This is a genomic window from Gemmatimonas sp. (genome assembly GCF_036405635.1).
GTDB lineage: Bacteria > Gemmatimonadota > Gemmatimonadetes > Gemmatimonadales > Gemmatimonadaceae > Gemmatimonas.
The window spans coordinates 1-12,107 of sequence record NZ_DASWXE010000015.1; the positions used below are offsets into that span (position 1 = coordinate 1).

At 63.9% G+C, this 12,107-nt stretch carries 12 protein-coding genes; 6 read left to right on the top strand and 6 right to left on the bottom strand.

Annotated features, from left to right (window positions below):
• Positions 1-33: 33 nt before the first annotated feature.
• Together VGE27_RS00680 and VGE27_RS00685 are read left to right on the top strand one after the other, a co-directional pair.
• The gene (locus tag VGE27_RS00680) at positions 34-2,052 is read left to right on the top strand and encodes an Ig-like domain-containing protein (RefSeq protein ID WP_331047699.1); all 2,019 of its coding nucleotides are present in this window, start codon (positions 34-36) and stop codon (positions 2,050-2,052) included.
• Positions 2,053-2,059: 7 nt separating this feature from the next.
• Positions 2,060-3,268: a YncE family protein gene (locus VGE27_RS00685; protein ID WP_331047700.1), complete on the top strand. Its 1,209-nt coding sequence runs from the start codon at positions 2,060-2,062 to the stop codon at positions 3,266-3,268.
• A 152-nt stretch (positions 3,269-3,420) separates the two neighbouring features.
• Here the strand turns inward: VGE27_RS00685 and ispG are convergent, their stop codons facing one another.
• A complete protein-coding gene (ispG, locus tag VGE27_RS00690) occupies positions 3,421-4,659 on the bottom strand; it encodes a flavodoxin-dependent (E)-4-hydroxy-3-methylbut-2-enyl-diphosphate synthase (protein WP_331047701.1) in 1,239 nt (412 codons plus the stop codon).
• A gap of 72 nt (positions 4,660-4,731) precedes the next feature.
• On the opposite strand from ispG, the gene VGE27_RS00695 reads away from it, so the two are divergent.
• The 3 genes from VGE27_RS00695 to VGE27_RS00705 all read left to right on the top strand — a co-directional run bounded on the left by VGE27_RS00695 (position 4,732) and on the right by VGE27_RS00705 (position 6,491).
• Entirely contained in the window at positions 4,732-5,202 is a 471-nt protein-coding gene (locus VGE27_RS00695) for a hypothetical protein (protein ID WP_331047702.1), read from the top strand.
• A 52-nt stretch (positions 5,203-5,254) separates the two neighbouring features.
• Positions 5,255-5,815, top strand: coding sequence for an outer membrane protein (locus VGE27_RS00700; RefSeq protein ID WP_331047703.1), 561 nt, complete (start codon positions 5,255-5,257; stop codon positions 5,813-5,815).
• Between the two features lie 88 nt (positions 5,816-5,903).
• Positions 5,904-6,491 carry a hypothetical protein gene (locus VGE27_RS00705; protein ID WP_331047704.1) on the top strand — a complete coding sequence of 196 codons (588 nt, stop codon included), beginning with the start codon at positions 5,904-5,906 and terminating at the stop codon, positions 6,489-6,491.
• 80 nt (positions 6,492-6,571) lie between these two features.
• On the opposite strand, the gene VGE27_RS00710 is transcribed toward VGE27_RS00705, so the two are convergent.
• The 5 genes from VGE27_RS00710 to argR all read right to left on the bottom strand — a co-directional run bounded on the left by VGE27_RS00710 (position 6,572) and on the right by argR (position 10,872).
• Entirely contained in the window at positions 6,572-7,105 is a 534-nt protein-coding gene (locus VGE27_RS00710) for an outer membrane protein (protein WP_331047705.1), read from the bottom strand.
• A gap of 424 nt (positions 7,106-7,529) precedes the next feature.
• Positions 7,530-8,129, bottom strand: a complete 600-nt coding sequence (locus VGE27_RS00715) for a DUF3332 family protein (protein ID WP_331047706.1) — start codon at positions 8,127-8,129, stop codon at positions 7,530-7,532.
• Positions 8,130-8,276: 147 nt separating this feature from the next.
• Positions 8,277-8,990, bottom strand: a complete 714-nt coding sequence (locus VGE27_RS00720; RefSeq protein ID WP_331047707.1) for an HAD family phosphatase — start codon at positions 8,988-8,990, stop codon at positions 8,277-8,279.
• Positions 8,987-10,399, bottom strand: coding sequence for an argininosuccinate lyase (gene argH / locus VGE27_RS00725; protein ID WP_331047708.1), 1,413 nt, complete (start codon positions 10,397-10,399; stop codon positions 8,987-8,989). Before argH ends, VGE27_RS00720 begins: the two co-directional genes overlap by 4 nt.
• An 11-nt stretch (positions 10,400-10,410) precedes the next feature.
• A complete protein-coding gene (argR, locus tag VGE27_RS00730) occupies positions 10,411-10,872 on the bottom strand; it encodes an arginine repressor (RefSeq protein ID WP_331047709.1) in 462 nt (153 codons plus the stop codon).
• Between the two features lie 142 nt (positions 10,873-11,014).
• Here argR and argC point away from each other — a divergent pair, with 142 nt between their 5' ends.
• Positions 11,015-12,016 carry an N-acetyl-gamma-glutamyl-phosphate reductase gene (gene argC, locus VGE27_RS00735; RefSeq protein WP_331047710.1) on the top strand — a complete coding sequence of 334 codons (1,002 nt, stop codon included), beginning with the start codon at positions 11,015-11,017 and terminating at the stop codon, positions 12,014-12,016.
• Positions 12,017-12,107: the final 91 nt, after the last annotated feature.

A 12,107-nucleotide genomic window follows, 5' to 3' on the forward strand; every position in this document is an offset into this window, starting at 1 on the left:
GAGGAAGCCTGACATCAACACCGAGGAAGTGACATGACACCAATGCTCGTCATGGCCGCCCTGTTGCAGGCGGCGCAGCCCGCAGCGGCCCAGCCGGCCCCGGCGCAGGGCACCCGTCTCGTGATCACGCCGGCCGAGCCGGTGGTGGTCGCTGAGGATACCCTGCGATTGCAGGCACGGGTGGTGGATGCATCGGGCCAGCCCGTGTCGGCGGCGCAGATCCGCTTCGTGGCGGCGGGTGGTGTATTCGAAGGCCGCGTCGATCCCGATGGTCTCGTGCGCTCTGGCTCGACAGGCACGTTGCCGGTGACGGTGGTGGCGCAGATTCCGGGTTTTGCCGCGCTCACGCAGCGTGTGGAAGTGCGCATGGTGCCGGGGCCTGCAGCGACGATTACCGTGGATGCCCCGACGCGCATGGTGGCCGGTCAGCGTGTGGTGCTGGCGCCCATCGTGAAGAGCGCGGGTGGTGATGTGCGCCGTGACCGTGTGGTGTGGACGAGCAGCAATCCGACGGCGGTCAGTGTGAACGCGGATGGCCTGGTGGAAGCCAAGGCGATGGGACGCGCCACACTCACCGGTCGGGTCGATCGGGCCACGACCACGGTGGCGGTGGATGTGGTCGCGTCGCGTGTGGCATCCATTGCCATGTCGCCATCGTCGCGTGAAGCGCGCACGGGTGATGTGATCCGGTTTGCCGTCACGGCGAAAGACGCTGCCGGTAAGACGATCACGGGTGTCACGCCGAGCTACAGCTTCAGTCCCGGTCAGGGCATCATCGACCGGGATGGTGCGTTCACGGGCTACGAGGGTGGTACCTACGTGGTGACAGCCACGCTGGGCACGCAGAGTGCGCAGGCCGTGGTGCGTCTCACGCCGCGTGATGTGCGCCGGCCGGCCACGGTGGTCGGACGCTTGCCGCGCATGAAGTTCACCACCGAAGAAGTGTGGCTGCATCCGACGCGCGAGATCGCGTATCTGGGCACCGGCTCTGGTGGTGATCGCATGTACACCATCGACATCACCGACAAGACCAAGCCGGTGGTGACCGATTCGCTCGTCGAGAATACGCGACGTGTGAACGACATCATGACGACGCCCGATGGCAAGCACATGGTGTTCACGCGCGAGGGCGCGAGCGATCGCAAGAACGGCATCGTCATAGCTTCACTGGAAGATCCGCTGCACCCCAAGAAGTGCGCCGACTTCACCGACGGCCTGACGGGCGGTGTGCACTCCACGTTCGTGTACAAGCAGGAGAAGTTCGGTACGCATGTGTACCTCACCAACGATGGTACGGGTGCGTTCCACATCATCGACATCAGCGACCCGTGTGCGCCCAAGACGGCGTCGGTATGGAAGACGCCGCGCCCGGATGCAGGTCGTTCGCTGCATGACGTGGATGTGCAGGATGGCCTCGCATATCTGAGCTACTGGAATGACGGGCTGGTCATCCTCGACATCGGCAATGGTGTGAAGGGTGGTTCGCCGGCCAATCCGCAGTTGGTGTCGCAGTACAAGTACGACCTGAACGACATGTACCGGCAGGTGGAGGCGGCGGGTGGCCCGGGCTTCATTCGCGGCACGCACACCGCCTGGCGCCACAACAACTACGTGTTCATCGCCGACGAAGTCTTCCCGGCGGCGCCGGTAAAGGGTGCGAAGGATGCATCGGCTGGTCGTGCGTACGGTCGTCTGCAGGTGATCGATGTGTCGGATATCGCCAAGCCCAAGAGCGTGGCGTTCTACGAGCCCGAGTTCGGTGGCGTGCACAACGTATGGGTGGCCGGTGACACGCTGTATATGGGCGCGTACAACGCCGGATTCCGCGCCTTTGATATTTCGGGTGAGTTGCGCGGCGACCTGCGCGCGCAGCAGCGCGAGATGGTCCACGTGCACACGGCCGATCTCGATGGTTTCGTGAAGAACGCCGCCATGACGTGGGGCGTGGTGGTGCGCAACGGCCTGGCGTATGTGAACGACATGTACAACGGCCTCTGGATCGTGCGGATGGAACCCAAGCCCGATCCCAAGAAGAGCGCAATCGTACCGTGAGGATGTGATGTATCGTCTGACTGATCGACAGATCCGCCGGTTTGCCACGATGGCCACGGCGGTGGTGTCCGCCGCCGTGAGCGGCCTCAACGACGCGGGTGCCCAGCCGGCACCCGCGTCGTTGTCTTCCGGGGTCGCCGCGCCCACACGCACCTATCGTGCGCTGGTGGCCTCGGAGTCCGTTGACCGTGTGGCCGTCATCGAGTTCGGGCCGCAGGGCGCGAAGATGGTGAGCGAACACGAGGTAGGTGTGATGCTCGCCGATCCCGATGGTCCGCACGGTCTTGCCGTCACGCCCGATGGTGCGAACTACTATGTGACCACCGCACATGGCACGCCGTACGGTGTGCTGTGGAAGTTCGACACGCGCACCAACACCTATCAGGGGCAGGTGATGCTGGGGAATTTCCCGGCCACGCTGCAGGTGAGTCCCGATGGGCGCCTCATCGTGGTCGTGAATTTCAATCTGCACGGCGAGATGGTGCCCTCGGACGTGTCGGTGGTGCGCGCCGACAGTCTGCAGGAGATCGCGCGCATCACCACCTGCGCGATGCCGCATGGATCGCGCATGAACCGCGCAGGCACGAAGCACTATTCGGTGTGCATGATGGACGAGCAGCTCGTGGAGATCGATCTCGACGGCTTGCAGGTGTCACGGCATTTCCTGGTCACGAAGGGTGCCGAGCAGGGCATGAATGGTGCGCCGGCCACGCGTACCGCGGCGGCAGGTCATGCTGGGCATGACATGAGTGGACACGGGCTCGCGCAGCCCGCGGCGGGCAGCACCACCTGCTCGCCGACGTGGGCGCAGCCTTCACCCGACGACCGCACGGTATGGGTGGCATGCAATGGCACGAGCGACCTGGTGGAGATCGATGTGGCCACGTGGCGCATGCGTCGCCGCATTCCGGCTGGCAACGGCGTGTACAATCTCGCCATCACGCGCGACGGCAAGCGTCTCGTGGCTACCAACAAGCGCGGCCAGAGTGTGTCCATCATCGACGCGGTGAGTGGCGCCACGCTCGCCACGCTGCCAACGCAGCGCCGGGTGGTGCATGGCGTGGCCATCACGACCGATGACCGCTACGCCTTTGTAAGCGTCGAGGGCGTGGGCAGTGAGCCCGGCACCGTCGAGATCATTGATCTCGTTGCGCTCAAGACGGTTGCGCGCGTGGACGTCGGCCAGCAGGCAGGTGGTATCGACGTGGTGCCTTGAACAGCGGGGGGAACACAGATTCCGCAGATCAAACAAACAAAAGCACAGATCAGACTCGCCACGAATTCAAGCTCTTTCTCGTGGTTCGCGGTATCTGTGCTTTTGTAGTTCCAGATCTGTGTGATCTGTGTTCCCCCCGCTGTTGCAGCCGTTCAGACCGCCGACAGCTGCCCGTACGTGCGCTCGACGTAGTCATTCAGGATCACGAGGAACTCGGCCACGATGTGCTCGCCCTTGAGCGTCGTGAACAGCTTGCCGTCCACGTACACCGGTGCCTTGGGCTCTTCGAACGTACCGGGCAGCGAGATGCCGATGTTGGCGTGCTTCGATTCGCCAGGGCCGTTCACCACGCAGCCCATCACGGCCACCTTCATCTCCACCACGCCGGGACGCGATTCACGCCAGACGGGCATCTGTTCGCGCAGATAGCCCTGAATGTCTTCGGCCATGCGCTGGAAGAACGAGCTGGTGGTACGGCCACAGCCCGGGCACGCGGTCACCTGCGGGGCGAACGAGCGCAAACCCAGTGACTGCAGGATCTGCTGCGCCACGAACACTTCTTCGCGGCGATCACCACCCGGCTTCGGCGTGAGTGACACGCGAATGGTGTCGCCGATGCCTTCGGACAACAGGACGGCCAGCGCCGCCGAGGACGCGATCACGCCCTTGTTGCCCATACCGGCCTCGGTGAGGCCTAGGTGTAGCGGGTAGTCGCAGCGCGCCGCGAGACGGCGATAGCACTCCACCAGGTCGGGCACGACCGAGATCTTCGCGCTCACGATGATCTTGTCGTGCGCGAGCCCCACTTCCTCGGCCAGCGTCGCCGAACGCAGCGCACTCTCGAGCATTGCGTCCATATAGACATCCTTCGCATCACGCGGCGTGGCCGAGTTGGCGTTGGCGTCCATCATCTGTGTGAGCAGATCCTGATCGAGCGAACCCCAGTTCACGCCGATGCGCACCGGCTTGTCGTGCTCGATGGCGGCCTGCACGATGGTGGTGAAGTTCGCGTCGCGATGCTTCGACCCCACGTTGCCCGGATTGATGCGGTACTTGTCGAGCGCGGCGGCGGCGGTCGGATACTTCGTGAGCAGCAGGTGGCCGTTGTAGTGGAAGTCGCCGATGAGCGGCACATCCAGGCCGCGATCATCGAGGCGCTGCCGGATCTCGGGCACCGCCTTGGCCGCCTCATCGTTGTTGACCGTGATGCGCACCTTCTGCGATCCGGCCTCGAACAGTGCCGCCACCTGGTCGGCCGTACCGGCTGCATCGGCCGTGTCGGTATTGGTCATCGATTGCACGACCACCGGCGATCCCGAGCCTACGGGGACACCACGCACGCGCACCGTGACGGAGGGGCGGCGGCGGCCGAATTCGCTGACTGATGACACGATCCTGAAACCCTGTTGAGAGTGAGTACCGTAAGCTAGCGCGTGCTCCCGGGCTCCCCCAAGTTCCAGATCATGACAGACCCCTCCCAGCCATCATCGGATGACACATCGCCCGATGAACTCGCGCCCACACCGGTCCCACCTGCCGCACCCGCGGCCCGCCGTTCGTTTTTCCGGCGTCATTGGCTGCTCACTACGCTGGTCGTGCTTATCGGCCTGCCAGTGATCGGCGTCGCCGCCTGGTCGGCTGTAGCCATGTCCTGGAGTTACTCCAGTGGCAAGCGTGCCGGCTACGTGCAGAAGATTGCCCGAAAGGGGTATGTCTGTAAGACGTGGGAGGGGACACTTTATACGGATATCGCCCGTGGTTTCCGGTCTGACAGCTTCACCTTCACGGTACGCAGCGACTCAGTGGCTCATGCCATCGAGGCGCTCAGCGGAGAACGTGTGGCGGTCCACTACGAGCAACATGTCGGAATCCCGACATCCTGCTTCGGAGAAACGGAGTACTTCGTCACGGGCGTGGAAAGGATCCCTGATTGAGATCAGGGGTTGTAGGGCTGCGTCACATCAATTCAACACTCTGGAGGAAAGCATGAAGCGTGCACTGCGTATGTTCGGACTGGCGGCGGCAATCGCTGCCCCTGCGGCGCTATCGGCGCAGGCCAGCTCTGACAAGCCGGTGTCGTTTGGCGTTAGCGGTGGCCTGTCGCTCCCGATGAGCGATCTTGGCGATGCCGCAGAGTCGGGATTCACCGCTGCCGGTCACATCTACTTCAAGCCGGCCTCCATGGCATCGCTCGGCTTTCGTGGCGATGTCAGCTACGACCGCTGGACGACGAAGTTCAGTGATGATGTCAACCTCCGGAGCCTGGGTTTTGTTGCCAACGCGCTCTACAGCGTGAACTCATCCAGCATGGTGAAGCCGTACCTGCTTGGCGGTGTGGGCATGTTCAACTCCAAGGCCAGCGTCGATCTGGGGAGCACCTCGGGAGATACCGAGAGCTCCAACGATCTGGGTATCCAGGTGGGTGGTGGTCTGCGCTTCCAGCTTTCCGGATTCTCCACGTTCCTCGAAGCCAAGTACGTGAACGTCTTCGGTGATGGAGACGCGAGCGCGAAGTGGGTGCCGATCACGTTCGGTATCCGATTCTGATTTCACGGATGGGCGGGCAATGCCCTGTGCGCCTCGTGCGCGCAGGGCATTTGTCTTGTCGCGTCCCTTGAAGGACAACGAGGTCTTCATGTTGCATCGAACATCCCGCACGGTTCGCGCTCTTGGCGTGGCCCTGCTGGCGAGCGCCGCTCTCGCCCCGCGTGAACCACTTGGTGCCCAGGGATCGCTGCGCGAACAGACGCGCACCACCAGTGGACCCGACCACATCATCGCGATCAATCCATTCCTGCCGCTGCTCGGCTACTTCCAGGGCGAATACGAGCAGCGCATCAGACCCAACGTATCGTTTGCGTTGGCCGGCTCTTACGTCCGGTTCGACGACTACTACACCAACGTCGACGCCAAACTCCGTCTGTATCCCCAGGAGCGCGCGCTGCACGGGCTGGGCCTGTCGGGAGGGCTCGGGTACGGCGCTATCCGCCGCAAGGACACGCTGTGCGACATCATCAGCGAGAACTGCCAGCGTGATAACACCACCGAATCGGCACCGACCTTCTCGGTCGAGGGTCAGTACCAGTGGTTGCTCGGTACATCGCAATCAACAGCCGTTACCATCGGCGGTGGTATCAAGCGCTATTTCATTGCCGAGGAGCGCAGCAAAGGCATTCAGCGTGTGATGCCGACGATGCGTCTCACCATCGGCTACGCATTCTGAGGCGAGGTCAGACTTGCCAACTGACATGAAAAAGGGGGCGCGTGCTGATGCACGCGCCCCCTTTTTTCTTGCTCAGGCGATCAGAACTTGAGCGAAAGACCCGCGTGCAGGAGCGGGATGTCGCCGATACCGATCTGGCCGTTGAGGCCGAGCTTCGAGCCGAACCAGTAGCGCGCGCCGCCCTGAATGCCGAAGCCGGTGTCCGTATCGCTGCCATCGACGTTGTAAGCCGCCGGAACGTTCGAATCCCAGGACACGCGGATGATGCCGACGCTGGCGCCCGCATACAGGTCGAGCTTGGGCTGCGAGGCGATCGGGAAGTGCACGTTACCGATGGCCATGAACGGCATCACCGAGTTGCTCGCCTTGAACGTACCATACGTTTCGCTGTCGCTCTGGTAGCCAACGAAGCCGCCGATACCCAGCGTGGCCTTGCCGATCGGGAGAATGCCCCATTCGGCCTGCACACCGACACCCGAGCCGTTGTAATCACCGCCGGTCATGAAATTGACCGTGCCAACGCGGTCACCCTTCGCGAACTGGGCCGATGCGGTAAGGGGCAGCGCAGCCACCAGTGCGGCGGCAGCGGCGAAACGAGCGAAACGAGCGATCATGCACTTCTCCTGAAACGTGAGAGGAGTTCGGTCTTGCCGTGTGATGTGAACGTAAAGAAGCGGGCGGCAGCGCCCACCACAATCAATGATGTCGAAGGCACGTCACGGCAAGGGGACGCGCCCGATGGCATCTACGTGAGAGCCCACCCCGAGGGGTGGGATAGGTCAGCCACTCCCCGTACGGAGGATGCCCACAATCTGGTTTCATGTGGACGTCATGTCGTTGACCCCCCGCACAGTGGTTGTGCCGGATGGTGGAAATGAGGGACGGCATTGCGAGCTCATGCAATGCCAGCGCCTTACTCGCCCAGTGGGTGGATTTGTCACCATCCACCTCAAAACGAAGGGGCCCGCACGAATGCGAGCCCCCGGGAAATACCTGCTCGAGAGTACCGGCCCACGCCGGTACACTCACTTTGAACGATCAGTACGCGGTCGTGCTGAGTGCCGACAGCCGTGACGTCAGTGCTTCCACTTCACCCGTGGTCAGGGTGCGCGGCAGCTGCTTCGAGCCCGTCACCGTGAACTTGCCCGCTTCGTCCACCGTCAGCATGCGCTGTTCTGTGCGGCCATCGGCGTAGGTGATGTTCGCCGTGACCACCGACGCGTCGGCCGCCTGCGACAGCACGGTGCGGCTGTGGAACTGGCCCTTCACTTCTTCGTCGAGGATCATCGTGCGGCCTTCCACAGAGCGCGTCATCGTCTGCGTGAGCTTCACGTCGCCCTTCGCCACCACCTTCACCTTCGTCTCTGGTGCGGAGGCCGAAGCGAGTGCGGGCTTACCGGTCCAGAACTCCATCGAGTTGAAGACCACCATGTCCAGAAGACCCGTCACGCCGTACACCGGCAGGATCACGCCCGTGGCCAGGAAGAACAGTTCCTGCGCCCACTTGCCGCCGATGTTCTTGTTGTAGTTGTACAGCTTGCGCGTGAGCGGGAAGCTCGCGAAGCAAGCCGTGTTCGACACCAACGTGACGCCCATCAGGCCGGCGAGTACGAAATTGCGGGGATTCAGGCGACGCATCCGGTAAGCTCCTTGGCGTTTGCAGGTCTTGGCTCGTGCGATGATCTCATCATCACGGCGCGCCAAACTTCGTGAATCCCCACACTGGCGTCAATGCAGCCATGCGTGAACAACACTCCCGCTCGCCAGACCGCTGTAATGTCGCGTCTAGGTGTCGGTGGACCCGCGCAGAAGTCCCAGTAACGGTGCAATCTCGTCGAGGTGGTCGACCGTGACCGTCGCACCTGCGGCACGCAGTCGCGCAGGGGCCACCAGTTCGGCATACCCAATCACCACCATGCCAGCGGCCACCGCCGCCTGCACACCGAGTGGGCTATCCTCGACGGCAACGGTCTGCGCTGGAGCCGCTCCAAGTGCACGGGCCGCGTGCAGGTACACATCGGGTGCCGGCTTGGGGCGGCCCACATCGAGGCTCGAGAACCGCCGGTTCACGAAGCGATCGGCGAGCCCCGTGGTGCCGAGCGTGGTCTGCATCTTGGCCTGTTCGCCATTGGACGCGACTGCGTACGGGATGCGTGCCGCATCGAGCTGGTCGAGCAACGCCACGATGCCGGGCACCGCGGTCACGTCACGGGCGAGTTCCACCGACACAGCGGCATGAAAACGCGGCAACAGCTCGTCCGGCGCGGGCCGGCCGAACTGTTCGCCGACGATTTCGAGGCAACGCGCCATGGAGTTGCCGAGGTAGGTGGCGAGTGACTGCTCGGTGGTGGTGGGCAGGCCGAGTTCAGTCAGCAACCTCGCCCACACACCATTGGTGATACGCTCACTGTCCACCAACACGCCGTCGCAATCGAACACCACACCTTCGAGCTGTGCGACGAGTGTCGTACCAGCCACCATCTCCGACCTTGTGCTCATGCCGATGCGGCGAGACTGGCGCGCGCCTGCTCGACTTGACGCGCCACCGCATTGGGGCCCGTGCCACCATCGATATCGCGCGCCGCGAGCGACGCTTCGGCACCCAATGCCTCGCGCGCATCATCGCCAAACAGCGCATGGGCCTTGGTGAACGCCTCGGCCGGAATCTCGGTCATCTCGATGCCCGCTTCCTCCGCCTGTCGCACCAGCGAACCCACCGCGCCGTGTGCTTCACGGAACGTGGCGCCCTTCTTCACGAGGTAGTCGGCGAGATCGGTGGCCATCATGGCGCTCGACACCGCGTTGCGCATGCGATCGCGATTGAAACGCAGTTCACTGATCGCACCGGCCATGGCCGGCAACACGAGGAACAGCAGGTCCACCGCGTTGAACAGCGCGCGCTTGTCGTCCTGCAGGTCCTTGCTGTAGCCACTCGGCAAGCCCTTGATTGTGCCCAGCAGCGAGACGAGATCACCCAGCACGCGCGCACCGGACCCACGCGCGAGTTCGAACACATCGGGATTGCGCTTCTGCGGCATCATGCTGCTGCCGGTGGAGAAGCCGTCGCCGAACTTCACGAAGCCGAATTCACTCGAGCCGTAGATGATGAGATCTTCGGCAATGCGCGAGCAGTGCACGGCGGTCATCGTGCACGCAAACAGCGTCTCGGCCACGAAGTCGCGGTCGCCCGTGGCATCGATGGAATTGGGCGAGATGGCCGCGAAGCCCAGCGTGTCCTTGATGAGTGTGCGCGGGATCGGAAACGCCGAACCGGCAATGGCACCCGAGCCAAGGGGCAGCGTGGCGGTGCCACGTGCGGCGTTGGCGAGACGCGTGCGATCGCGATCGAGCGGCCAGAAGTGCGAAAGCAGCCAATGCGTGCCGCTCACCGGCTGTGCGCGCTGCAGGTGCGTGTACGCCGGCAGGATCGCATCGGTGAGCGTCTCGGCCTGCGTGAGCAGCGCCTGCTGCAGTTCGCGGATGGCGACATCGAGCTTCTGGCACGCGTCCATGGTCCACAGGCGCGAGGCCGTGGCCACCTGATCGTTGCGCGAGCGGCCGGTGTGCAACTTGGACGCCACCGTACCGGCTTCCTCGTGCAGCAACCGATCGATCATGGTGTGGATGTCTTCATCCGTCGCGACGGGCTGCGCGCCATCGGCAATGCGCTGCGCCACGCGATCGAGCCCCTGCTGCAGCGCGAGGCTTTCGTCCTGGGTGAGCACGCCGGCCTGACCCAGTCCAGCAGCCCATGCCTGAGAGAGGCGCACATCATGCGGCCAGAGACGGAAGTCGGTCCCGATGGACCGATTGATGGCGTCGAGCAGCGGCGAAGGGCCACCGGCAAATCGGCCGCCCCACAGCTTGTGGGTGCCGCCGGCAGATTCGGATGAAGAAGAGGCAGTCATGGCGCGGAAATCTAGCGATCGATGTAGGTGCGCAGCTTCCGGAGCACGCGCTCACGGCCTTCGGTGCTGCGGCAGATGATGAGGACCGTGTCGTCACCGGCAATCGTGCCCGCGACGTCGGGCCATTCGAGCTGGTCGAGCGCCTCGGCGACCGGCTGTGCGCCGGACTTCATAGTGCGGGCCACGACCAGCACCTGCACACCCTCCACGTCCACGAGCAGCTCGGGGAGCATGCGCTCGAGACGGGCCACGTCCTGGTCCACGCTGCCGTTTTCAGGGAAGGCATATCGCGCGCGCCCCTGGCCGTCGGGAATGCGGGCCAGGCGCAGTTCGCGCAAATCACGCGAGAGGGTGGACTGCGTGACGTCCCAACCTCGCTTTGCGAGTTGTCGTCGCAGCTCCTCCTGGCTCGCCACGGCGTGGGCCGCGACGATTTCGCGAATGGTCTGCTGCCGCTCTCGCTTGTCTGACAACGGAATCTCCGGAATCGGGACTCAGGGCACCCGGGGGGCGATTGACAGCACCCCACTGCAAAATTATGCATACATTGTGCATAGTATGCCGGTCCTTATGCAACCGTCTTCCGTTTCATCGAACGTGCCCGACTCGTCTTCAATGCCGACCTATCGTGTGGGGGTGCTGGGTGCCTCCGGCTACTCCGGGCGCGAGCTGTGCGCGCTCGTTCTCGGCCATCCTCAGCTCTCGCTCGCCTTCGCCACGGCGCATAGCCAGCGTGGCACCACGCTGCGCGTGCGTGCCGGCGGCACAGTGCATGACATCCCGCTGATCGGACCGGAAGAGGCCGATCTGGCGGGGGCGGACCTGGTGTTCGCCGCGTTGCCGCATGGCGCATCGGCTGAGTGGGTGGCCAGGGTCATCGCGGCAGGTGCGCGGGTGGTGGATCTGTCGAGCGACCTGCGCCCGGGCCACGGTGGTACGGCGCATGGGTTGCCAGAGGGCGTGCCGGCCGATGCCCCCTATGGATTGCCGGAGCTGTTCCGGGAGCCAATCCGGAACGCGCGCGTGGTGGCCAACCCCGGGTGCTACGCGACGAGTGTGCTTGTCGCGCTGGCTCCGCTCGCCAAGGCGGGGCTCATCGCGCCGGGTGCTGCCGTGAACATCGCGGCGGCCAGCGGCATCAGCGGGGCGGGGGCATCGCCCAAGCTCGAGTACCTGTTCGCCGAGGTGACGGAGAACTACCGCGCATATGGGGTGGGCAATTCACACCGTCACCTGTTCGAGATGCGGGATACGATGTCGCGACTGGGTGCTGATTGCGACCTGTTGTTCACGCCCCACCTGCTCCCGGTGGATCGGGGCATCCTGTCCACGATCACGGTTCCGCTTTCTCGTTCGCTGAGCGATCCGCTCGAGCCATATCGCGCAATGTTCGCTGACGAACCGTTCGTCGAACTCACGAAGGGTTTGCCGGCACTGGCCGATGTACAACATCGCAACGTCGTGCGCATTGGCGCCGTTTCACCAACCGGGATGCGTCAGCCGACGCTGCTCGTGTTCAGCGCGATCGACAATCTCGTGAAGGGTGCGGCGGGGCAGGCGGTGCAGAACGCGAATCTCATGCTGGGATTGCCGGAAGCTGCTGGGTTGCAGCGATAGGCGGTTTTGGGTCGCGGGGGTGCGGGTTTGGGGGTGAACCACCGGGTTCCGGGACGCGAGTTGCGGGTCGCGAGCCCGTCACCTGGAACAC

Bases quoted from the DNA above. Each gene is read 5' to 3' on its own strand.
- VGE27_RS00685 (WP_331047700.1), top strand. From the start codon at position 2,060: ATGTATCGTCTGACTGATCGACAGATCCGCCGGTTTGCCACGATGGCC.
- VGE27_RS00710 (WP_331047705.1), bottom strand. From the start codon at position 7,105: ATGATCGCTCGTTTCGCTCGTTTCGCCGCTGCCGCCGCACTGGTGGCT.
- VGE27_RS00715 (WP_331047706.1), bottom strand. From the start codon at position 8,129: ATGCGTCGCCTGAATCCCCGCAATTTCGTACTCGCCGGCCTGATGGGC.
- VGE27_RS00695 (WP_331047702.1), top strand. From the start codon at position 4,732: ATGACAGACCCCTCCCAGCCATCATCGGATGACACATCGCCCGATGAA.
- VGE27_RS00705 (WP_331047704.1), top strand. From the start codon at position 5,904: ATGTTGCATCGAACATCCCGCACGGTTCGCGCTCTTGGCGTGGCCCTG.
- VGE27_RS00700 (WP_331047703.1), top strand. From the start codon at position 5,255: ATGAAGCGTGCACTGCGTATGTTCGGACTGGCGGCGGCAATCGCTGCC.
- VGE27_RS00720 (WP_331047707.1), bottom strand. From the start codon at position 8,990: ATGAGCACAAGGTCGGAGATGGTGGCTGGTACGACACTCGTCGCACAG.
- argH (WP_331047708.1), bottom strand. From the start codon at position 10,399: ATGACTGCCTCTTCTTCATCCGAATCTGCCGGCGGCACCCACAAGCTG.
- argC (WP_331047710.1), top strand. From the start codon at position 11,015: ATGCCGACCTATCGTGTGGGGGTGCTGGGTGCCTCCGGCTACTCCGGG.
- VGE27_RS00680 (WP_331047699.1), top strand. From the start codon at position 34: ATGACACCAATGCTCGTCATGGCCGCCCTGTTGCAGGCGGCGCAGCCC.